The sequence below is a fragment of the Nonomuraea fastidiosa genome (assembly GCF_042751225.1).
In the GTDB taxonomy this organism is placed as follows: domain Bacteria; phylum Actinomycetota; class Actinomycetes; order Streptosporangiales; family Streptosporangiaceae; genus Nonomuraea; species Nonomuraea fastidiosa.
In genome coordinates this window covers 7,313,270-7,335,045 of record NZ_CP170570.1, presented here as the reverse complement: position 1 = coordinate 7,335,045, position 21,776 = coordinate 7,313,270, and the positions used below count along the sequence as shown (strand labels likewise).

The 21,776-nt window shown below is 71.8% G+C and carries 21 protein-coding genes; 9 read left to right on the top strand and 12 right to left on the bottom strand.

Features of this window, described 5'->3' with window-relative positions:
• Positions 1-39 precede the first annotated feature (39 nt).
• From ACFMQL_RS33600 to ACFMQL_RS33585, 4 genes are all read right to left on the bottom strand, one after another.
• Positions 40-801 carry a TSUP family transporter gene (locus tag ACFMQL_RS33600; protein ID WP_364051656.1) on the bottom strand — a complete coding sequence of 254 codons (762 nt, stop codon included), beginning with the start codon at positions 799-801 and terminating at the stop codon, positions 40-42.
• Positions 802-952: 151 nt separating this feature from the next.
• Positions 953-1,192, bottom strand: coding sequence for a hypothetical protein (locus ACFMQL_RS33595; protein ID WP_364051659.1), 240 nt, complete (start codon positions 1,190-1,192; stop codon positions 953-955).
• A gap of 165 nt (positions 1,193-1,357) precedes the next feature.
• A complete protein-coding gene (locus tag ACFMQL_RS33590) occupies positions 1,358-2,590 on the bottom strand; it encodes an MFS transporter (RefSeq protein ID WP_364051662.1) in 1,233 nt (410 codons plus the stop codon).
• A gap of 125 nt (positions 2,591-2,715) precedes the next feature.
• The gene (locus tag ACFMQL_RS33585; protein ID WP_378788792.1) at positions 2,716-3,360 is read right to left on the bottom strand and encodes a GntR family transcriptional regulator; all 645 of its coding nucleotides are present in this window, start codon (positions 3,358-3,360) and stop codon (positions 2,716-2,718) included.
• 171 nt (positions 3,361-3,531) lie between these two features.
• On the opposite strand from ACFMQL_RS33585, the gene ACFMQL_RS33580 reads away from it, so the two are divergent.
• The 3 genes from ACFMQL_RS33580 (at position 3,532) to ACFMQL_RS33570 (ending at position 6,353) form a co-directional block, all read left to right on the top strand.
• Positions 3,532-4,629 (top strand): winged helix DNA-binding domain-containing protein, encoded by a 1,098-nt coding sequence (locus ACFMQL_RS33580; protein ID WP_378788790.1) that lies wholly within the window; start codon positions 3,532-3,534, stop codon positions 4,627-4,629.
• A gap of 166 nt (positions 4,630-4,795) precedes the next feature.
• Positions 4,796-5,431, top strand: coding sequence for an HAD-IB family phosphatase (locus ACFMQL_RS33575; RefSeq protein ID WP_364051671.1), 636 nt, complete (start codon positions 4,796-4,798; stop codon positions 5,429-5,431).
• Between the two features lie 151 nt (positions 5,432-5,582).
• Entirely contained in the window at positions 5,583-6,353 is a 771-nt protein-coding gene (locus ACFMQL_RS33570) for an SDR family NAD(P)-dependent oxidoreductase (protein ID WP_378788788.1), read from the top strand.
• Between the two features lie 79 nt (positions 6,354-6,432).
• Here the strand turns inward: ACFMQL_RS33570 and ACFMQL_RS33565 are convergent, their stop codons facing one another.
• From ACFMQL_RS33565 to ACFMQL_RS33555, 3 genes are all read right to left on the bottom strand, one after another.
• Complete coding sequence (locus ACFMQL_RS33565; RefSeq protein ID WP_378788786.1) at positions 6,433-6,855, bottom strand: hypothetical protein; 423 nt, start codon at positions 6,853-6,855, stop codon at positions 6,433-6,435.
• A 326-nt stretch (positions 6,856-7,181) separates the two neighbouring features.
• Positions 7,182-8,240, bottom strand: coding sequence for a hypothetical protein (locus ACFMQL_RS33560; protein ID WP_364051680.1), 1,059 nt, complete (start codon positions 8,238-8,240; stop codon positions 7,182-7,184).
• 199 nt (positions 8,241-8,439) lie between these two features.
• Positions 8,440-9,789 (bottom strand): MFS transporter, encoded by a 1,350-nt coding sequence (locus tag ACFMQL_RS33555; protein ID WP_364051683.1) that lies wholly within the window; start codon positions 9,787-9,789, stop codon positions 8,440-8,442.
• A 116-nt stretch (positions 9,790-9,905) separates the two neighbouring features.
• Between ACFMQL_RS33555 and ACFMQL_RS33550 the strand changes: the two genes are divergently transcribed.
• Entirely contained in the window at positions 9,906-10,277 is a 372-nt protein-coding gene (locus ACFMQL_RS33550) for an ArsR family transcriptional regulator (protein ID WP_364051686.1), read from the top strand.
• 365 nt (positions 10,278-10,642) lie between these two features.
• On the opposite strand, the gene ACFMQL_RS33545 is transcribed toward ACFMQL_RS33550, so the two are convergent.
• Positions 10,643-11,785: an AAA family ATPase gene (locus ACFMQL_RS33545; RefSeq protein ID WP_378788784.1), complete on the bottom strand. Its 1,143-nt coding sequence runs from the start codon at positions 11,783-11,785 to the stop codon at positions 10,643-10,645.
• 313 nt (positions 11,786-12,098) lie between these two features.
• Between ACFMQL_RS33545 and ACFMQL_RS33540 the strand changes: the two genes are divergently transcribed.
• Complete coding sequence (locus ACFMQL_RS33540; RefSeq protein ID WP_378788783.1) at positions 12,099-12,437, top strand: hypothetical protein; 339 nt, start codon at positions 12,099-12,101, stop codon at positions 12,435-12,437.
• Between the two features lie 45 nt (positions 12,438-12,482).
• On the opposite strand, the gene ACFMQL_RS33535 is transcribed toward ACFMQL_RS33540, so the two are convergent.
• Positions 12,483-13,034: a hypothetical protein gene (locus tag ACFMQL_RS33535; RefSeq protein ID WP_378788780.1), complete on the bottom strand. Its 552-nt coding sequence runs from the start codon at positions 13,032-13,034 to the stop codon at positions 12,483-12,485.
• 154 nt (positions 13,035-13,188) lie between these two features.
• On the opposite strand from ACFMQL_RS33535, the gene ACFMQL_RS33530 reads away from it, so the two are divergent.
• Together ACFMQL_RS33530 and ACFMQL_RS33525 are read left to right on the top strand one after the other, a co-directional pair.
• Positions 13,189-13,638, top strand: coding sequence for a hypothetical protein (locus ACFMQL_RS33530; RefSeq protein ID WP_378788778.1), 450 nt, complete (start codon positions 13,189-13,191; stop codon positions 13,636-13,638).
• Between the two features lie 168 nt (positions 13,639-13,806).
• Entirely contained in the window at positions 13,807-14,232 is a 426-nt protein-coding gene (locus ACFMQL_RS33525) for a hypothetical protein (RefSeq protein ID WP_378788776.1), read from the top strand.
• Positions 14,233-15,163: 931 nt separating this feature from the next.
• Here ACFMQL_RS33525 and ACFMQL_RS33520 read toward each other — a convergent pair.
• Positions 15,164-15,700: an alpha/beta fold hydrolase gene (locus tag ACFMQL_RS33520; protein WP_378788774.1), complete on the bottom strand. Its 537-nt coding sequence runs from the start codon at positions 15,698-15,700 to the stop codon at positions 15,164-15,166.
• Positions 15,701-15,987: 287 nt separating this feature from the next.
• Between ACFMQL_RS33520 and ACFMQL_RS33515 the strand changes: the two genes are divergently transcribed.
• Entirely contained in the window at positions 15,988-17,508 is a 1,521-nt protein-coding gene (locus ACFMQL_RS33515) for a serine/threonine-protein kinase (RefSeq protein WP_378788773.1), read from the top strand.
• A 79-nt stretch (positions 17,509-17,587) separates the two neighbouring features.
• Here the strand turns inward: ACFMQL_RS33515 and ACFMQL_RS33510 are convergent, their stop codons facing one another.
• Positions 17,588-18,160 (bottom strand): TetR family transcriptional regulator, encoded by a 573-nt coding sequence (locus ACFMQL_RS33510; RefSeq protein ID WP_378788771.1) that lies wholly within the window; start codon positions 18,158-18,160, stop codon positions 17,588-17,590.
• A gap of 98 nt (positions 18,161-18,258) precedes the next feature.
• Here ACFMQL_RS33510 and ACFMQL_RS33505 point away from each other — a divergent pair, with 98 nt between their 5' ends.
• A complete protein-coding gene (locus ACFMQL_RS33505; protein ID WP_378788769.1) occupies positions 18,259-18,492 on the top strand; it encodes a hypothetical protein in 234 nt (77 codons plus the stop codon).
• 148 nt (positions 18,493-18,640) lie between these two features.
• Here ACFMQL_RS33505 and ACFMQL_RS33500 read toward each other — a convergent pair whose 3' ends face one another.
• Positions 18,641-21,775 carry a S8 family serine peptidase gene (locus tag ACFMQL_RS33500; protein WP_378788767.1) on the bottom strand — a complete coding sequence of 1,045 codons (3,135 nt, stop codon included), beginning with the start codon at positions 21,773-21,775 and terminating at the stop codon, positions 18,641-18,643.
• Position 21,776: the final 1 nt, after the last annotated feature.

The window sequence follows — 21,776 nt, the reverse complement described above, 5'->3', positions numbered from 1 at the left end:
TGACACGCGACGGGACCGGCCAGGCCGGACGGACCGGGGTCAGGCGAACTGCTGCCACCCGAGCCTGATCACCATCGCCACGACCACGCACAACAGCACGATCCGTACGAACGCCGCCCCCCGCTTGAGCGCCATCCGCGCCCCGACCTGCGCCCCCGCGATGTTGCAGACCGCCATCAGGAGGCCGAGCAGCCACTGCACGTGCCCCTCCACCGCGAACACGGCCAGCGCGCCGACGTTCGTGCCGATGTTGATGATCTTCGCGGAGGCGGACGCGGAGACGAAGTCGAGCCCGAGGATCGTGGTGAAGGCGATGATGAGGAACGTTCCGGTGCCGGGCCCCATGATCCCGTCGTAGAAGGCGATGCCGATCCCGGCAGTGGCCACCGCCGCCACCACCCGGGCCCTGGTGCGCAGCCGCGGCTCGGGCAGCGCCCCCATGCTCGGCCGCAGCGTCACGAACGCGGCCACCGCGAGCAGCACCACCATGACGGCGGGCCGCAGCACGTCGGCGGAGATGGACGCGGCCGCCCACGCGCCGAGTCCGGCGCTCACCACGGCCATGGCCGCGCCCGGGATCGCGACCTCGCGGTCGAGCTTGCTGGAGCGCGCGTACGCGACGGCGGCGGAGGTGGTGCCGAAGACCGACGACAGCTTGTTGGTGGCCATCGCCTCGACCGTCGGCATGCCGGTCATCAGGATGGCGGGGAGCTGCAGCAGCCCGCCGCCTCCCACGACGGCGTCGACCCATCCGGCTGCGGCCGCCGCGGTCAGCAACACCAGGACCTGCTCCAGCGGCACGCGCGATTCCCCCGATTCCCCCAAGAAACGCCAAGAGTGTACAAGCCAGGCTTGAGGCGCTTCGCCACCGCCTCCCCCGGCACTCCTGACGGCCCCCGTCGTGAGGGAGAACGCGGAGCGGGACCCGCGAATGGGTCCCGCTCCGGCGCGTTCAGAGGGTGAGGCAGCCGACGAGCGGCACTTCCGGCGGTATGACGACGGCCCCCACGGGGTCGGCCACGGTGCCGGTGGCGCAGTTGGCCATCACGATCGGGTCGGCCTTCTGCAGGGACTCCAGAACGTTGATCTTGGCGGGGTCGACCACGGCGTGCGCGGCGGGCGCCGCCAGCACGAGGCCGCCCGCTAGCGCGGCGGCCGCGGCGACGGCGACGCTACGGGGGGATGGACGCATGGATACCTCCACGGTGTAGCGGATCACGGAGCGCGATGCCGGGTGCGACGCGGGTTACTGCTGTGACGCCGCGGGCGGCACGCACCTGCTGTGATAACCCACCGCGATGTCACTCACCGTAACTTTCCGTTACTCTCAGCTAACCTTCCGTCCCTTCGGCCAGGATCAGTGACCGGCTCGCGCGGTGACGCGTACGCCGGTCGCGACGACGGCCAGGCAGATCAGCGCCGCGCAGGCCACCGCCGCCAGCATCACCGGGTACGACAGCCACGCCGACAATCCGGCCAGCAGGGCAGGAAGCAGAAATCCCGCATACGCGAGCATGTAGTAGATCCCCGTGAGGCCGGCCAGGTCGTCCGCGCCCGCCATGCGCTGGATTTCCAGCAGCCCGGACACGACCGCGATCCCGTACCCGGCGCCGAGCACGGCGGCGGCAGCGGCGGCCAGCCACGGCGACAGCACCACCGCGCCCGCCGCGCACAGCACCGCCCCCGCGAGCATCACGCCCATGGCCGCCACCGGCGCCCGCCCGCCGCGCAGCCTCTTGGCCACCGGCTGGACGGCCACCCCCATGCCGAGCATCAGCACGGTCAGGCCGGTGGCGTACACCAGGCCCCACTCCCCCACGCGGGTGTCCACGAGCTGCGGCATGACCGCGTACGCGAGCCCGGCCGCCCCGAACACCCACGGCGCCATCGGCAGGACCACCAGCCGGAACCGCCGCCGCGCCGGTGCGGGTATGCGCAGGTCGTCGAGCAGCGAGGCCAGCACTCCCCGCCCCTCCGGGTGAGGGCCGGGCGCGCGGGTCTCGGGCACGCGCAGCAGCGGCACGGGGACGGCCGCGGTGAGCAGCAGGTGCACGACGTACGGGCTGACCATGGGCCACGGACCCCACTGGGCGAGCGCGCCCGCCACTGCGGCACCCAGCGCGAACCCCGCCGTCTGGCAGAGCGAGGCGCGCCGGGCGGGCAGCGCGCCGTCCTCGCCGGACGACAGCTCCTTCACCCAGCTGCTGCCCACCGCCATCGCGATGCCGACCGCGACGCCGGTGACCAGACGGCCCGCGTAGATCGCCCAGGGGCTCTGGCCGCCGAAGCACAGCACGAGGCTCGCCAGCGCGGACGCGACGGTGCCCGCCACGAGGACGGGACGCCGGCCGCGCCGGTCGGAGACGGGGCCGGCCAGGAGCAGGCCGGGGACGAGGCCGACGACGTACGCGCCGAGGAAGGCGTCCACGTCGAGCATCGAGTAGCCGCCGAGGCGGCGGTACATGAGCAGCAGCGGCGTGAACTGGTTGCCGCCCCACCCGCAGAGGAACATCGCCACCGCGACGACCCTCCAGGACGACCTGCGGGGTGCGGGCGGTTTCACCGCGGTGGCCTGCCGTGTTTCGAGCATGACGATAGGGACTTTCAGCGTCGGTCGTGTACGAACGGGAGCGTTGCGGACGTGCCTGCCGGGGCGGGGCCCGGGACCTGCCGAGGAACCCCCATGCGGCCTGGAGGTCAAGGGGCAGGCCGGGGTCAGTGCAGGTTGCCGTGGGTGGCCGTCAGATGGGCGTGGAGCGCTTCTCCGAAGGCCGTGGTCTCGCCGGCCCGCAGGTGATCGAGGAGCGTCTCGTGCTCACCCGTGAGCAGTGGCAGTCGTTCGGGACGCAGCCGCAGCGCCGAGATGCTCATGCGGCGCTGGCGGTCGCCGAGGGTGGCGTAGAAGCGGGCGGCCAGGCGGTTGCCCGACGCCTCGACGATGGACCGGTGGAACGCCTCGTCCGCCTCCGCGTACTTTCCGACGTCACCCGCCGCCGCCAGCTCCCGCTGCCGGGCCAGCAGGTCGCGCATCCGCTGGTCGTGCTCATCGGGCAGGCCGGTGCGCGCGATGCGCTCGGCCGCGGAACGCTCCAGCGCGAGCCGCAGCTCCAGCACGTCGGCCGCCTCTCCCGGCGGCACCGGCACGACGACCGCGCCGCGCTTGGGGTGCAGCGCCAGCAGCTCCTCCGACTCAAGGCGCAGGAACGCCTCGCGCACGGGGGTCCTGCTGACCTGTACGCGCTCGGCGATCTCGCCCTCGCTGATGAGGGTGCCGCCGGGCAGCTCGCCGGAGAGGATGAGCTCCTTTGTGACGGCGTACGCGGTCTGAGCAGCGGACGGACGCTTGGCGGTCTCGGACATGCCTTCAGGATACCAGGCATGAATACATGCTTGTATCTATGCTGTGTCCGCGGAGTTACATGCGGCGGGGTACCCGAAGGCGCGGGGGTTGCCATTGCGGCCATGACCTGGCCGCAATCCCTGCGAGAGTGTGTCCGTAGCGCCACCCGTCCCACCCCTCGAAGGATGCTCATGGTCGTTCTCAGCACGCGGGCGCTCAACCGCGCCACGCTGGCCCGGCAGTCGCTGCTCGAACGGGCCGCCGTCCCCGCACTGGACGCGGTCGCGCACCTGTGCGGGTTGCAGGCGCAGGAGCCGCAGGAGCCGTTCGTGGGGTTGTGGTCGCGGTTGTCGGCGTTCGACCCCGCGGAGCTGTCGGGGCTGCTCACCGGGCGGCAGGTCGTACGGATGCCTCTCATGCGCAGGACCGTGCACCTCGTGACCGCCGACGACGCGCTCGCCTGGCGGGCCCGCCATGACGCGATGCTGCGGCAGAAGGTGCTCGCCGTGTACCGGCGGGAGCTGGACGGCATCGACCTGGAGGAGCTGCGGGCGGCGACCGTGGCGATCATGGCGGACGGCGTACCCCGGTCGATGGGCGAGATGGGCAGGACGCTGGCGGAGCACCGGCCGGAGGCGGACGCCCGGGCGTTAGGCGAGCTGGCCATGGCCGCGCTCGTCCCGGCGGTGCAGCTGCCGCCGCGCGGTGTGTGGCGGACGAAGGCGGGGGTGCGCTACGCCACGCTGGAGTCCTGGCTCGGCCGCAAGATCGAACCGCTGCCCGCCGACGGCTCCGACCCCGCGGGCCGGGAGCTCGTACGCCGCTATCTCGCCGCCTACGGCCCCGCCGCCACCGCGGACCTGCGGGCCTGGGCCGGTCTGGCGGGGTTGCCCGCAGCCGTGGCGGCCGTACGGGACGAGCTGGTCACGTTCAAGGACGAGCGCGGCCGGGTGCTGCTCGACCTGCCGGACGCGCCGCGCCCCGACCCTGACACGCCCGCCCCCGTACGTTTCCTGCCGGCCTTCGACAACGCGATCCTCGGCTACCACGACCGCACCCGCATCATCGACGACGAGCACCGGAACCTGTCGGTGGCGGGGGCCCGCGTCGTCCTGGTGGACGGCCGGGTGTCGGCCACCTGGACCGTCGAACGCGGTCCTTCCGGCGCGGTCGTCATCGCCCCGCTGCGCGATCTCACGCGTGCCGAGCGGGCCGAGCTGGCCGAGGAGGGGCAGGCGCTGGCGGCGTTCCTGTCGGACGGCGAGACCGACGAGGCGCGCATCGCGTGAGCACGTCATCTGTCGCGTCCGGCACCCGGCATCCGTCCGTGTTCACACGGACGGCCTGAGGGTCATCGCCACCACGCGCTGAACGCCCGGTTCTCCCGTTTCGCCCCACCCCGCTACGATCTCGGATGGACATGAGAGGACCGGGGCGGAAGGCGCGGGTGATGGGATGACGTCCCTGCACGTCTTCGACATGGACGGCACGCTGCTCACCGGCTCCTCGGCCAGCCTGCAGATCGCCCGGCGGCTCGGCACGTACGACGAACTCGTGGAGCTGGAGGCCAGGTTCGCGGCCGGCGAGATCGACACGCGGGGCTTCGCCGCCGCCATCCACGAGCTGTGGCGCGAGCTGACGGAGGCGGCCGTGGCGGAGGCGTTCGCGGCCAGCCCGTGGCTGAACGGCATCGAGCAGGTCTGCCGCGACATCCGCGAGCGCGGCGAGCACTCCGCGGTCATCACCATGTCGCCGGACTTCTTCGCCCGGCACCTGCTCGACCTGGGCTTCGACGAGGTGGTGGCGTCGCGGTTCCCGGCGCCGCCGTTCGCCGAGCCGCTCGATCCCGCCAACATCCTCACCCCGTCCGACAAGGTCGGGATCGCCGAGCGGCTGCGGCGGCGGTACGGGCTGACGTACGAGCGGTGCGTCGCGTACGGGGACTCGATGTCGGACGCGCCGCTGTTCCGGCGGCTGACCAACACGGTCGCCGTCAACGCCGACCACCACCTCGCCGATCTGGCCGCCCTCAGCTATCGGGGCGGCGACCTGACGGAGGCGTACGCGCTGGGCCGATCCCTGCTCGACTGACCCCTTGACCGGCCGCGCCAGGGTCCCCGTTGGACTGAGCCCTTGACCGACCGCACTGGGCGCGGCCCCCTGCCCGCCTGAGCCCTTGACAGCCTGCGCCGCCCGGACAGAAGCTCATTTCAGAACATAGTTCTAGAATGAGGGAGTGGCCATGGGCGAGCTGGACGGACGGGTCGCGATCGTGACCGGAGCCAGCAGGGGCATCGGCGCCGCGATCGCCGAGGCGTTCGGCGCGGCGGGCGCGCGGATCGCGGCCACCGCCAGGACGCTGGAGGAGGGCACCAACCGGCTGCCGGGCACGCTGCGCGACACCGTCGGCCGCATCCGCGACGCGGGCGGCACGGCGGAGGCGTTCGCCGCCGACCTGTCGGTCCCCGACGACAGGGCCCGCCTGGTGTCGCAGGTCCTCGACCGCTTCGGCCGGGTGGACATCCTGGTCAACAACGCCGCCGTCACCTACTTCACACCGGTCGCGGACTTCAGCCCGCGCCGCATGGCCCTCATGTTCGACGTCCAGGTGAACGCGCCGACGCACCTCGCCCAGCTCGTCATCCCCGGCATGCGGGAACGCGGCCAGGGCTGGATACTCAACATCTCATCGGTGGCCGCCCGGCACCCGTCCATCCCACCGGACCGGCTCGCCGGCCTGGGCGCCACCGTGTACGGCATGTGCAAGGCTGCGCTGGAACGCCTCACCACGGGCCTCGCCGCCGAGCTGTACGCCGACAACATCGCCGTCAACTCCCTCGCCCCCACCCAGGTCGTCCCCACCCCCGGCACCCTCTTCCACGGCCTGACCACCGAGAACGACCCGAACGCCGAACCCCCGGAGGTGATGGCCGCCGCCGCACTCGCGCTCTGCCGGGAACCGGCCAGCAAGGTGACCGGCCTGATCGCGTACTCGCAGGACCCGCTGCCCTGAGGTGGACGCTGCGGAGGATGCACCTGATCACGCCGTAGGCATGTGACGGATGGCGGAAGAACCGGCACCATTGCCACGGCTACGCTCCGCCGGCGTCCGCCTTCGGCCGGCCGCTTTTCGCTTGACGATCGAGCGCATGCAGCGGATCCTCTGCTAGCTGCTTGAACGTATTCAACACGCCAGGCTTCAGCGGCTTGTCCCGGCTTGCGCTAAGAACCTCGTCGGCGGCCAGACTCGCCCCTCGCGCGGTCTCCTCCGTGACGAACTCAGCGAGCTTCTTATGCAGATGAATCTGGGTATGACCATCCTTGATGATCTCCAAAAGGAGATGCCCCAGCTCCTCTTCCACACTCCATGCCTGCTTCGGCTCAGGCCGGCTGAGCCGAGCGACGTCCACCGACAGCCGGTCGAGCCTCTGCTCCACCGCGGCTCTCATCGTGTCCATCCGCTCAGCGATTTCATCCGAGATGCGCTGAGTCCCCTTGAGCGCTTCCTCGGCCATCCGTACGGCTTCCTCGGCTCGCCTTCTTCCCCCGAACAGCCTGCATGTCCACTTCTGGGGTTCGTCTGAACTTCCTGCGTACGCGCTCATGCATCCCTCGCCCGGATGTATGCATGGTCCGACACCAGGAAGGTATGTATCGGGAGATCCATCGACCAGGCACACTTCAGTGACGGTAAGGGATCTTCCACTGACTTCCCGGTGAAATTTCCGCAGCTCACCGCGTACGGCGAGACAACGCATCCCGGCGCCCTTGCGGATCGGCGCCGATCATGCACACCGCTTCCGCACACACCGCCGCAGACGAGGTGGACACGGCTGGAGCACTATGCCGGGCGTACGAAGTGGACCCGTTCCAGATGCGGGTCGTAGCCGGCCACGTTGGCGGTGAGCTTCTCCCTGATCAGGTCGACACCGCCTCGGCCCGCAAGATCGACGCGCTGGAACAGGTGGGTTCGGCCGCGTTCCCGCTGCACGATGATGTGCTCGTCGTCGTACCAGTCGATGAATGCGCGAAGGCCCTTGCCGCCGATCCGGCGCACGATCTTGCCCGTCGACGTCTCGACGATCCAGATCGCGCACCTGAGGTCGTCGTCACAGACCATGGTGGCGAACAGCCGCCCGGACGGCGAGAACACGTGCGACGCCGACGTCTCGTCCGGCACGCCGACTCCGGTGTAGTACCTGCGCGGTTTTCCCCGCAGGTCGTAGACGGCGAGGCGGCTCTTGGGCGAGGAGGCGTCCGCGTCGTCGTGCCGGGCGAGCACCCGGTCGGATCCTCCGGCGAAGAAGAACCGGTAGTTACGCCCGGCCTCCCAGCCGCCGGAGACTATGTGGCGGGGCCCTGCCTTGACCAGGCGGGGAACGCGATCGGCCACGTTCAGGGTGATGAAGCCGATGACGGTCAGGCTGCCGCCACCGATGTTCCTGTACGCGGTCAGCAGGAGCGTACGGCCATCCGGCGACCACTCGGGCGACGTCGCCGGCGCGGGCAGGGAAATGGTGTGCTTCCTGCCGCTGTGCCGATCGATCAGGTCGATCTTTTTCTTCGCCTTCCACAACTCGTAGCCCGGGATCCCGGCCACCCACCGCCGCCCGGGCGCCACCACCGCCTCGCGGTACGGCGTCTTGACGAACTTCTTCCCTTCGCGCAGGTAACCGTAGAGCCCTTGGCCGGCGTCGAAGACCAGCGAGTACGAGGCCAGGCGCAACGGGCCCCTGTCGTTGACCTTGCCTGACGTACCGGCCGGCTTGACCCACGGCTCCGACTCCGTGGCCGGCGCGCTCAGGGTGGGCGTGCCCGGCTCCTTCGCATTCACCGGCTGAATGCCGGCCGTGATCAGCGCCACACCCACGAACGCGGCGACGAGCACTCGGACGGACATGAAGGCCCTCCCTCGCTATGCCCTATGTGACCGACATTCGCGGGGTTTGGTTCGCACCACGAAAACGTGACCATGTCGTCTCGCGAGACGATCACCTAACGCCGAGCGAAAAGAGCACCCAACGGACCGGAACCGGAAGGCGGGCCCGGCGCAGGATCGGTGTCGTTCTGGATGCCGGGGTGCTGGTAATCCGCGCTGGTCACCGGGGTGGGTGTGTTCTGCGATGCCTGTCAGGTGCACGCGTGCCGGCCGGTTCCGTGACTCGGCGTCCCGTTGTGAGGACCACGATGCCACCTGCGACGGCCAGGGTGATCAGAGCGATCCCGAAAGCGGTCGTGCCGCTCGCCAGGCCGATGGCGTCGCTGAGGTAGCCGGTGGCGACGGGGAGAGTGCCGGCCGGAAGGTAGCCGCCGACGTTGAACGCCGCGTTGGCCTCGGCCAGCCGGTCGGGCGGGACGCTGGCGTTCAGCAGGGACAGTCCGCCGAGCTGGCCCAGGCCCTGGCCGGCTCCGGCCAGCAACGCGGCGGCGAGCAGCGCCGGGACGTTCGAGGTGTGCACGGCGGCGATCAGGGCGGCCATGCTCGCGGCGATGGCGGCGGCTCCCGCTACGAGCATGGCGCGGCGGCCGAGACGCTGCACGAGGAACTGGACCCCGGTCGCGGCGAGGAACATCGCGCAGGCTATGGCTCCGGCAACGACGCGGCTGGTGGTGTCCAGCAGGCCGGACAGCAGCGAGGGGCCGAGCGACAGAACGAACGAGGTGGCGGTGATGCCAGGGGCGAACACGGCGAGGCCGAGGGCCAGCCGCAGGCCGTTGCCTTGAGGCACGCGCGGCAGGCGCACCCAGGAGCCCCGTGCGGGTTCGGCCCGCCGCTCCTCCGGCCTACCGGCCTCGGCGGACTCCGAGACCTCCCCCGCCGTCTGACGAACCGCGGCGGGGCGGTGCAGGGGCATGCGGGCGACGGCGAGGACGGCGGTCGCCAGCAGGGCCGCCTCGACGGCGAAGACGGTGACGGTCGGTGCGGGCAGCGTCTCCGACAGGACGCCGGCGAGCAGCGGGCCGAGGCCTGCGCCGAAGACCATGGCGCAGGAGGCGAGCAGCGCGCCGAGCCGCGCGCGGGCCGTCCCTGCGACGTCGCTGACCGCCGCCATGCCGGCCGAGACCACGGCGCCGACGGCGATGCCGGTGAACAGCCGGGCCGCGAACAGCGCGGCCACGCTCTGCGCCGTCGCGAAGATCGCGCAGGCGGCGAGCGCGAGGCCGAGCGCGGGCAGCAGTACGCGCTTGCGGCCCAGCCGGTCGGCGGCCACACCGGAGACGAGCAGCGAGCCGAGCAGGCCGACGATGTAGAACGCGAAGACCACGGTGAGCGTGCCCTTGGAGAAGCCGATGTCCCGCTGCCATAGCGCGTAGAGCGGTGTCGCGACGTTCGACAGCACGAAGACGGCCGTGACCGGCCAGGCGGCCAGCCATACCCACCAGGTGGGAGCGGGTCTCGGGCCGGTGCCGGTTCGGCGGCGCGCGGGATCGGTCTGGGTTTCGGACACGACTCTCTCCTGTACGAGTTTTGTCGAACTTGTACGAATGAAGTCGAACAATAGCATGCAGTACGATTCGAGTCGTACTGAGGAACTCGTGGGAGGAGCCGACCCTGGCCGCCATCGTGAAGCTGCCGGAACCTGCCGGTCTGCCCGAGCCGCTGCCCGAGCCCGCAGTCGACGACCTGCGCCTTGAGACGGTGCTGAGCGCGCTGAGCGATCCGCTGCGGCTGCGCATCGTGAACAAGCTCTTGCTGGAGCGGGAGAGCTTCGACCACACGTGCGGCTGGTTCGGCATCGACCGGCCGAAGTCCTCGCTCACCCATCACTTCAAGGCCCTGCGCGAGGCCGGCATCATCAGGCAGCGTCAGTACGGCCTTGAGCGCCGCAGCCACGTCCGTGTGGACGATTTGAACGCGCGCTTCCCCGGCCTGCTCGACCTCGTCGCGTCCTGGACCGAGCCCGAGCCCGCCCCCAAGCCACGTCAGACGTCCTGATCCGCCCAGGTGCGATTTCGGCGCAACTCAGTTCGACGGTGATCCGGCTTCGGGCGGAGTGGCGATGCCGGCGCGGTCCCTCTTTGACGCAGGTGTGGCGCGGTGGCGCCGCTCCCCTGTCCGCGCGGCGGCGGGCGTCCGCACGGCCGTGATCATCTCTCGAGGCCTGGGAACGCGCCCGTCACCTGCAGTACCGTAACGTGCGGCCGGTTTGCGCCGCGGGGCTCGATCGCCTTCGCTGCGCAGCCTCTCCGGCCTCCGAGCCGGCGGCGCCCACCCGGCCTGAGCTTGGTCCGCGGGGCCAGGCGGGCGCCGCCCTTCCGGGGCCGGCCGCCGGTCCACCTGAATGCCCCGGACAGGACGGCTCAAGCGCGGGCATCCCCCGGTGCGAGCCCGACGCCGGCCAGCACGGAGGCGACCACGTCGGCCACCGGCCGGCCGTCGGTGCCGATCCGCAGGTCCCCCGCATCGGCCCGATCGAGAGCGTCCGCCTCCGTCGCCGCGCGGGCAGCGGCTTCGCGCAGGGCGGGCTCGTCCAGCCCTTTCAGCTCGTCGCCGGGGATCGTCGGTCCCTCGCCCCGGCCGCGGGCCGTGACGCGTTCGAGCAGCGTGGCCGGGCAGGCGTGCAGCCGGCACACGGTGGGGGTCACGTCGGAGAGCCGGCGGGTGTAGTCGCGGACGGTCTCGTCGGTGTCCGCCTCGCCGCAGACGATCAGGTACGTGGCTCCGGCCGCGCGGTAGCCCGCCCACAGCGCCGCGAGGTTGCGTGCCTTGAGGTCCCGCAGGTCGCCGGAGGCGGGTCGCAGCGTGGCGATCTGCTTCAGGTCGACGTACGCCGCCCGCGCGCCGGTCTCCACGATGTGCCGGAACACCTCGTACGCGACCGTGGACTTGCCCACCGCCGTCGCTCCCGTGAACCAGAGCAGCGGCACCGGCTCGCCGTCCGCCATCGGGCCTGGCTCAGAACGTCCCGGCCGCACAACAGGGGCGACCCGTCGCGGCCGGCCCGCGCGTTCCATGATCAGGCGGGCCGTCTCCCGCACCGTCAGCCCGCCCGTGTCCACGGACAGGTCCGCGTACGCCGAACGCTCCTGGGCCTCGGCCTCGGCGACCGCCTGCTCCACCAGGCCCGGCATCCAGCCCCGCCCGAGGAAGCGCCGCCGCAGCTCCTCCCCCGAGACCCGCAACCTGCACACGGTGAAGTCGGCGTCGGGCAGCCGTGAGGTGTACTCCCGCACCTCCTCCGGGGTGTCCACGAAGCCGGCGAGCACCAGGCACTCCACGCCTTCCTCCCGGAACCCCTCCCACAGGGCGGCCAGGTTGCGGGCGCGGAGCCGGTGGGTGTTCTCCTCCGGCGCGGGGTAGATGAGGCCGATCTGGTCGGCGTCCACGAACGCCGCCTTGACGCCCTCCCGGCCGAGCCGCGCGCAGATCTCGAACGCGGCCGACGACTTCCCGACGCCCGACGGGCCCGACAACCACAGCAACGGCAGACGATCAGTGTTCATCCGCGCGATGCTAACCGGCGGTCCATGACGGGCACGAACCCTTTTCCACGAGCGTGAACCGCGTGCGGACGGGCGCGCGTACCTCCGATCGGAGCCGCCTGAACGGAGGAACACCACCATGACGCTCACACCGCAACCGCCACCACTCGCCCGTGCACGCATGCGGGTCACGGGCCTGCTGGCCGTCTCGGCGGGTGCGATCGTGCTGGGCGCGTGCCTGGCGTCCTGTGGGAACCCGCAGCCCCAAGCGGCCGGCGCAGCGGCAGCCCGACCGCAGCCGCAGCACCAGATGCAGCATCAGGGGCACGCATCCATGACAGGCGGCGGCACGCAGCCACAGCCCTCCCCCGCCGCCGAGCTGCCCAGGGTGAGCATGAAGAAGCTCAAGGCCACCGCCGGCTGCCCGAAGGCGCGCCTGCAGATCGACGCCGACGAGCTCAAGCAGGCGGCCTGCCAGACCGAGCGCGGCCGGTACACGATCGTCACGTTCACCACCGACGAGGGCAAGCGCGCCTGGCTCGATCACGCCCAGCCGTACGGCGGGACGTACCTGGTCGGCGACCGGTGGACGGTCGTGTCCACGCCCGAGCTGCTCGAAGGGCTGCGCGAGCAGGTCGGCGGCCGGATCGAGACCGGGTCCCAGCACCACTGAGGTGTCTCAGCGAAGGTGCTCGACGACGCCGGCGGCACCGCGGTCTCAACGGAGTCCCCGTAGGGATCGAACCGGCGTGAACGTCCGCCGTTCAGCGCCGGACGCGAGCAGCACCAGCAGGGCGGCGCCGAGCAGCCACAGCTCCCCGAGCTCCCACCCGGCCAAGACCGTCTCGAACCAGTCGGCGGTGAACAGCGGGAGCGAGCCGGAGCAGACGTCCTCACCCCGGTAGTCGGCCGAGAGCGGCCGGATGACGGCGAGCAGCGTCAGCGCCCATGCGGCGCGCGGTGCAGCCGTCGGCGAGCGCCTGCGTACGAGGGCGAACAGCACGATGAGCACGGGAACGGCCCACGTCGTCGCGACCTCGGCGAGCGTGGCGAGGTCGTCGCGCACCAGCAGGAACGGCGAGCGGTCGATCGCGCCAGGGTCGCAGCGCACCGAGCCCTCGGCGAAGCCGCCCGCGTCCCCCGCGTAGTACTCCTCGTATATGCGTTCCGGCGCCGCGGGCCACTCGAACCTGGTCCTCCAGGCGTCCCACGTGGGGTAGGCAGCGGCGGCCGGCGCCGCCGCCCAGGCTAACGGGGCAGAGGATGACATGTCGGGAACTCCTTCGCTTCCGGCGCACCCTACAGGTGATCTCGGGCTGGTACGCGGCCGTGTGTAACGCTCAGCCAACAACCGCGCATCGCCCAGTGGACGTCGCCGGTAACGGCGCGGTTCGATGGGGATCATGATGCGCACAAGGTCGTCCATGGCCGTCGCCATAGCCGTCATGTTCGCCGCCCTCACCGCGTGTTCCTCGGGTTCTTCCCCCGCCCCCGCCGCCCCCATCGGAGGCCAGGCGGCCGGCGGCTCCGGCTCGGCGGCGTCGCCCCCCACGGACACGGCGGCTTCCACGGACACGGCGGCTTCCACGGACACGGCGGCGCCCGCGCCTTCGCTGACCGGACCGTGCGCTGACGGAACGTGCGAGATCAAGGTCACCGCAGGGGACGCCGTCGTCGTGCCGGAACGCTACGGCCTCGGGCCGATCGAGGTGAAGGCGATCCGCCGCGACTCGGTCGAGATGGTCGCGCCGGTGACGGGGATGGGTTTCAGCATCTCGAACTGTGACGGCGGCGGCACCGTGGTCTCGGGGGAGGCGGCGGCGTCCGCATGGACTGCGCCAAGGGCATCACCGCGACCATCAACGACGCCATGAGCCTCCAGGTCCTCAGGATCACCGGCGACACGGCCATCATCCGCATCGAACCCACCGGAGACGCGAAGAGCGGGTGAACGTCAGGGGCGCTCGGCCTCCTGGCGGCGTACGCCGGGGTGACGACGGTCGCGGCGAGCACCGCAGCGGCGGCCACCTGAAGCTCGCGACGTGTATCTGACGTTTCCAGCCCAGGTCGGGTCAGGGTCGCCGCCATCGCGTTGCGAATGCGCGGGCGGGATTCTCGGTGAAGATGGCGGATGCGAGGCCGGATCCCAGCTCCCGTCCGATGCGCGGGCGCAGGCCGCTGAGCAGGAACGGCATGCCCGGACCGTCGGCGCTCGACCGGGCGGCCGGGGTGACCGTGTCGGCGCCGAGCAGGAGCTGGTGGGCGTGGCCGGCGTCGGCGAGGGCCGCGAGGCGGTCCAGCAGGCGCCAGTCGGTGCCGTGGTGTGCGCGGGACGGACCGTCGAACGCCAGGAAGGCTCCGGCCGCCGCGGCCTGCCGGTGGATCCCGGCGTCCGGGAAGCGGTTGCCCGCCGCAGCGCCTCCAACGCGAACACGACCGCGAACGAGGATCAGCCGCCGGCCCCGTGACGGCGGCGTCAGTGGCCGGGCAGGCGGCACACCGAGTGGGTCGCCGTCTTGAGTGCTCGGCGGTGCAGGGCGTACCGAGGCCGTCGAGCCGGGACAGCGCCCGCTCCCCCGCCGCCGCGTCGTCGCCGCTCCAGGTCGGCGCGAGGACCATCAGGGGCTTGCCGTCCGGTCCCGCCAAGACGCCAGATTGCACGGTCAGCTCGTCCGGGCGCGCGGCCAGGACGTCGTCCAGCCCGGCCGGCACGCTCCCGGCCTGTTCCCACGGGAACAGCACCATGCCGGACAGCAGCACCGGCACGGCGTGCGGCCGGACGCGCATCGAGGTCACAACACCGAAGTTCCCGCCACCGCCGCGCAAAGCCCACAGCGGGTCCGGTTCGTGTTCGGCGTCGGCGGTGAGGGAGCCGCAGGCGAGCACCATGCCGGCGGAGAGCAGGTTGTCCAGGGCGAGCCCGAACCGGCCGCTGAGCGAACGTCCGGCCCAGTCGTGGCCGCCGCCGCGCACCGGCAGCGGCACGCCCGCCTCCCGCGCGGCCCGTACGGCCGCCTGGGCATTGGCCGGATCGGCGCGGCGGACGATCACTGCGGGGCGGGCTTGCGCGGCGCCGTTCCCGATGTGGCGGGCGGCCTCGTAGTCCGGGCCTGTGGTGGTCACGCGGCCCGCGCCGATGGTGCGCCGCAGGGTGCCGGTCAGCCGGTCGAGTGGTTCGTGTGCGGTCATGGGGCCTTCGTCGCGGGATGGAGTTCACCGTCCGCTGAGAGCATGGCGATCAACGGGTGGCGCGGGCGGCGTCCTCGATCACGCGCGTGACCGCGTCGGGACGGCTGACCATCACGGCGTGGGAGGCGTTGACCTCCTCGATGTGCGCGCCTGCCCGCTTGGACATGAAACGCTGCAGGTCGGGGGCGATCGCCTTGTCCCGGCGGGTGATCAGGTCCAGGAGGGGATGGTGCGGTACGCCTCCCGCACGCTCGCGTCGGTGACCGCCTTGGTGCCGGCGGGCCGCTGAACCGCGGCGAGGTCGGCCGCGGTGGTCCTGTCGACGTCTCCGGCGAACGACTCACGGAAGTGCGCCGGGTCGATGGAGACCTCCGCACCGCCGGGGACCTCGGTGGTGACCAGCGGGATGGGCGGCGACGACTTGGCCGCCAGGTCCCCCACCGTCTCGCCCGTGGCGGGGATGAAGCCGGCGACGTACACGAGGGCCTTGACGTCGGGGTCGGAGACGGCGGAGTTGGTGATCACGGCGCCGCCGTACGAGTGGCCGACCAGGACCATCGGGCCGTCGATCGTGGCCAGGCAGCTGGAGACGTACGCGGTGTCGCTGGTGAGGCCGCGCAGCGGGTTGGCGATGGCGCGTACCGGATAACCGTCTTTGCGCAGGCGCTCCATCACCGCCGACCAGCTCGACGACTCCGCCCACGCCCCGTGCACGAGGACCACGGTCGGCTTCGCGTTCTCAGCCATCGCCGCGCCGGGCGTGGTGGCGCCGAGCAGGGCGGCCGTGCCGATGGCGAGCGCGGCGCGGCGCGGCGAAGGACATGGGTTCGCATGATGCGGCCTTTCGGGTCTTGTGCGCTTCGGGGTGAAGCGGCTGTGACGTCTCCACGCGGCAGGACGTCACCATTAAGAGGTAGAACGTTCGGTCTCATCCTGTCGGTATCCGCCCACTTCGTCAAGACCGAACGTTCTACCTCATGAGCAATTCGCGCAGTGGCGGGACGCGGCTCCCGGGTTTACGGCACCATGGGCCGATGGATCTCATGCGGGATGGCGACCTGCGGCAGATCGGGCCGTACCGGCTGATCAGGGAACTGGGCAGCGGCGGGATGGGCCACGTCTATCTGGGCAGATCGCGGGGAGGTCGCGCGGTCGCGGTCAAGGTGGTGCACCGCGAACTCGCCGGGGATTCGGAGTTCCGGCGCCGTTTCGCGGCCGAGGTCGCCGCCGCCAGGCAGGTCGGCGGCTTCTACACCGCCCAGGTGGTCGACGCCGACACGAGCGCCGACCCGCCATGGCTGGCCACCGCCTACATCCCGGGCCCCTCCCTGGCCGAAGCCGTCGGAACGCACGGACCCCTGCCGCCGCCCGCCGTCCGCTTGCTGGGTGCCGGCCTGGCCGAAGGGCTGTCCGCGATCCACGCCTACGGACTGGTGCATCGGGACCTCACCCACCGCAACGTGATCCTCGCCGATGACGGGCCCCGCGTCATCGACTTCGGCATCGCCAAGGCGCTCGACACCGTCCACCTGTCCACGTCCGTCATCGGCACTCCCGGGTTCATGTCCCCGGAGCAGGCCACGGGCGGCAGGGCCGGTCCCGAGAGTGACGTCTTCTCGCTCGGCTGCGTCCTCGCGTACGCCGCCAGGGGCACCGGGCCGTTCGGTGGCGGGCGTCCCGACCTCGTGGTCTACCGGGTCGTGCACCAGGAGCCGGACCTCGCCGGAGTGCCCGACGACCTCGTGCCCCTGCTCCGCTCCTGCCTGGCCAAGAACCCGGCCGAGCGGCCGGCCCTGGACGACGTCCTCGATCATCTCGCGCCGCACGTGGACGGCTTCACCACCGCCGCCTGGCTGCCGCCGGACGTGACCGCGATGATCGCCGAACGCGGCGCCATGATGCGCGAGGCGATCCGCTCGGACCCCCAGCCGCCCGGGCGCACCCGTGTCGAACCCGGCGGCGCTGTTGCGGGCGGCGTCACGGCCGATCGGCCGTATGCCGGGGCTGGCGCCTTCCGACCGCAGCGCGCCGCACCAGCACCTGACCCGGGTCATCGCCGTCGCCAGACCGCCGATCGCACCGAGCCCGTACGAGAGCCGTCCGCTGCCGGCGGTACCCATCCGGCACCCGACCATCGCGCGGCCGGCATCGCACGGGCCGCGACGGCCCTGGCGCTCCTCTGCCTGCCTGGCCTGCTGGCCATGAGCCTCGAACTGGCCAAACGCCTCGAGCACACCACCCCGTGGTTCGGATTGCTCATGGGCGACCTGATCCTGACCGTTGTGGAGGCCGTCATGCTGGCCACAGGTGCGCTTCTTCTCACCCGGCGAAACAACGCCGGCCGCTGGATGATCTTCGCGGCCGGCGGCACGACGGCGCTGCACGGCCTGAGCGCCATCGGGCAATACCTGGCGATGGGCGGGGTGCCGACCCTCGAAGGGACCATGCCCAAGCTCGTCTTCATCGCCTCCCCGCTGACAGCCGTGGCGGCCGCCACGGCTGCCGTTCTGGCCGTGCTCCCGTCGGCGGGACGCTGGTGCCATCGCTCCGGCTGATCAGCCGCCGGGCGGCGGGTGAGCGGCGCGCGCACCGCCGTTGCGGCTCCAGAGCCGCCGGTGACGAGAGCGGCGATGGTCAGGAGACCAGCTTGGCCACCACCCTGACCAGGGTCTCGCGGGCGTTCTCGACGTCATCGCCCATGATCATCTGGGCGAGCGGCGGGGTGGCGTACCACCATCCGGCCAGCGCGATCACCGCGTAGAGCAGCTCGCCCGGCGCGAACTCCGACGGGACCGCGCCCTTCTTCTGCGCGGCGGCCAGCGCGGCGAGCTTGTCGGCGTAGCGCTTGGCCCGCTCCTCCCTGGCGGCGATGGGGTCGCCGCCGCGATGCAGGCCCTCCCAGTACAGCAGCCTGATGAACTGCGGGTGCTCGCGGTGGTAGTCGAAGACGCGGCCCGCGTACTCCGGCAGGTTCGCGGCGAGCGGCCCTTCCAGCGGCACGGCTTCGGCCAGCCGCTCCAGGCTCCAGCTCAGCACGGCGCCGAAGAGCTGCTCCTTGTTGCCGAAGTACTGGTAGATGCGCTCCTTGTTGACGCCGGCGGTGGCGGCGATGCGGTCGAGCCTGGCGGCCTCGGGGCCGTACTCGGCGAACTCGTCGATCGCCGCGTCCAGCAGCAACTGCCGCGTACGGGCCGTGTTCCATGCCATGTCAGCCAGCATAGCCAAAAATCCAACTCGACAGTTGGAGATTGCCGTGCCTAAACTCCAACTGACAAGTTGGATTTGAGTCGTCGAAGGGATGAACCATGCCTGCCGCTCCGTCCGTGCACCGTCGCGCGCTGATCACCTGGTTCGCGGTCTACGCGATGCTCATGCTGGTGCAGCTGCTGCTCGGGCCGGTGATCTCGCCGCTGCCGATGGCGCTGCGCACGCTGGTGGTGACCGCGATCGTGGTGCCCGCGGTGGTGTATCTGCTGGTGCCCGGCCTGTTGCGCGTCAACGCCCGCCTGCACCGGCGCGACGGCAAGGGGCGGCGGTGAGGACGCCGCGCGCGTCCTCACCGCCGTCCTGGCCAGCGCCGCACGCGTCCTCACCGCCGCCCCGGCCGGCGCCGCACGGGCCCTCACCGCCGTACAGGCCCTCATCGCCGGCCTGGTCGGCGCCGCGTGCGCCGGCCCGTCTCAGCCGTCAGCCCACGGCGTACGCGCGGATGACCGTCTGGGTAACGCCGTTGCCGTCGGCGTCGGTGACCGTCGCGCGAAGGGAGACGAACCCGGCTTCGGCGGGGTTCGCCAGCGAGGCGGCCCAGCCGGAGTCCGTCCGGGTGACGGGCACAACGCTCCAGGTGGCGCCGTCGTCGGCGGACATCTCCAGCCGGATCTCCCTCACCTCCGCCTCCGCCGCGCCGGGGTTGCGCTCGACCCACACGGGCAGCCGGGTGGTGGCGCCCGGCTCGGCGCGGTTGAAGTCGTCCAGGCCCTCGGGGCTGTAGCGGACGGCCATCAGCGGCAGCGCCCGCCGCTCGGTGGTGGTCGCGGAGGAGAACGTCCAGGCCGACGTCACCTCCGTGGAGAGCGGAGCCTCCCGGCGCAGCGACGCGGTCAGCGTGTAGTCGCCGGATCCTGCGGGCAGGTCGGCGCGCAGCTCGCAGCGCTCCGGCCGGGGCACGTGGCACGCCGCGAGGTCGGCGGTGGCCAGCGTCTCGCCGTCCCTGGTGAGGGTGGCGGTGCCGGTGGCGGCGGAGTCGGTGCCGGTGCTGCCGGGCCGCCCGTCGGCGAACATCCCGGTCGCGGGAAAGCTCAGCTCGTCGCCGGTGCGCTCGCCGGCCGTCGTGCGGAACGACGGGCCGGTGACGGCGGCGTTCCAGACCTCCGTCGTGTGGCTTCCCGGCTCCGCGGTCCCGCTGTCGGCGGAGATCAGCCCCGTGCCGGTCCCGAAGGTGCCGGCGTAGGGCAGGCCGGGGGTCCGGTAGTGGACGAGCCTACCCGGCAGCTCGATGCCGCGGACCAACGAGACCACCATGGCTCCCAGCGGCCCCGACCCGGTCAGCTGGACCGAGGCGATACCGGTGCCGGGCGTTCCCGAGGCCCGGTAGGTCGCGGTGACCTTGGCCAGGTCCTCTCGCTCGGCGTGATAGGTGGGATCGTCGGGGATGCCGCCGGTGCGCCGGTCGACGAGGGTGTAGACGTACGGGCTGGGTGAGACGTCCTTGCTCAGCCATGTGGTCCCCAGCGTGTAGGTCAGCCCCGGGGACGCGGCGGGTACGACGAACGTCTCGGAGTTGGCATCGAGGTTGCTCGACGACCAATTGCCCCAGGCGCCGTGCTCCAGCCCGAGGTTGGTTTCCCTGGTGAGCTGGGCGCCCGGGTCGTCCACGGTGACCTGCGTCGGCTTGCTCTTGCGGTGGTCCACGGTGATCCGCTGATCCCCGCCGTCGACCTTCAGCGGGCGATCGGCGAACGTCTCGGTCACTGTCCCGTCCACCTTCTCGAAGGTGGCGGTGTACAGGTTCCAGTCGCCCTCGGGCAGGCGCACCGTGGCCGTCCCGTTCCTGAAGGCCAGCACATGGACGGCCCCCGTCTCGGCGTCGTAGACCTCGGCATCGGCGGGGTCGATCGGCTCGCCCTGCCTGCTCACGACGTTGACGGTGACGTCGTACGACTCCGGCTCCACGTACGCGCCGGCCAGCGTGCGGACCACCGTCTCGCCCGACCTGGCGGTGACCGTGCCCGGGTAGTCGCCCGGAGCCTTGCCGCGCGCGTCGATGGTGAGCGTCACCGACGCCTCGCCACCGGCGGGGACCGTGACCTGCTCGGACGACAGCTTCAGGACCTCACCGTCGGCCGACAGCTCGAGGGTGACCGGCGTGTCGCCCGAGTTGGCGTAGGTGATGGTCTTGGCCGCCGTACGGTCGCCGCTCTCGTTCCACGGGAAGGCAGCCCACACGTTGGGCTGCTCGGCCACGACCTGCTGGCGCAGCGCGCGCACCAGGTCGATCGTTCCCGTGCCCTGATCGTACGGGGTCGCGTCCTCAACGGGGGCGGCGCTGCCGATGAGCGCGGCCTTGAGCTGGGCGCCGGTCCAGTCCGGGTGGCGCTGGGCGAGGATGGCCGCCGCTCCCGTCACGTGCGGGGCGGCCATCGAGGTGCCGCCCATCACTTCGTGATCGCCTCCGGGGACGGCGGCTGTGATCTCCTCTCCCGGCGCGGTCACGTCGGGTTTGATCGCGTGGTCGCCCGTGCGCGGCCCCCGGCTGGAGTACCCGGTCATCCGGCCCTGCTTGTCCACCGCTCCCACGGCGAGCGCCGCATCGGTGCTGCTGGGACTGCCCACGCTGGTCTGCACGCTGTTCCCCGTCGCCGCGACGAACAGCGTGCCGGTCCGTTCCGAGAGCGTGGTGACCGCCTGCTCCACCGGATCCTGCTCAGGACCGTCCGGGCCGCCCCAGCTCAGGTTGACGACCCTGGCCTTGACCTCGATGGCGGCCCACTCCAGGCCGGCGAGCGCGGCGGATTCGGTGATGCCCGCGATCGTGCCCACCTTGCCGATGGCCAGGCTCGCCTCGGGGGCCACGCCGCGGTACTTCTCACCCCTGCCCGCCACGATCGACGCGACGTGCGTGCCGTGGCCGCTGGTGTCGCGGATGTCCGGATCGTTGGTGAAGTTGCGCTCCGCTACGACCGCGTCCTTCAGGTCCGGGTGGTCGGGGTCGTATCCGGTGTCGAGCACCGCGACCTTGACGCCCTTGCCCGCGAAGCCCTGCTGCCACGCCTGCGGCGCGCCGACCTGCTTGACGCTCTCGTTCAGGTAAGGGCTTCTGCGGCCGTCCAGCCACAGCTTGGTGCGGCCCGCCACCAGCGTGCGGGAGCCGGTGAGGGTCCGCCAGGTCTGCGTGGCGCTCTTCTTGGGTACGCGGGCCGCGTTCATGCCCAGCGCGGACAGCCGCCGCACCTGCGGGGAGCCGGTGCTGACGCCCTGCTCGATGACGGGGATGTCGGGGGTGTCGGCGTCACCGTAGCCCCAGGCCAGGAGCTGGGTGACGTCGAACAGCCGCCGGTCGAGCACGCCCTGCGCGAGCAGCGGCGCGGCGTCGGACGGGATCACGTGCAGGTGCCCGTCGCGCACCTTCGTGAAGAAGGCGGCCTGCCTGCCGGGCCCGGGCTCCACGCGATGCCCCCGCCCGGTGAGCACGACGCGGTCACCGGTGATCAGCGTCACCGCCTCCGGCTGCGCGCCCGGCGCGGCCTGGGCGTGCGCCGGTGCGGGTGTGGCGCCGATCGTCCCCGCCAGCACAACGGCGAGTATCGACTTGCCTAACGTCATG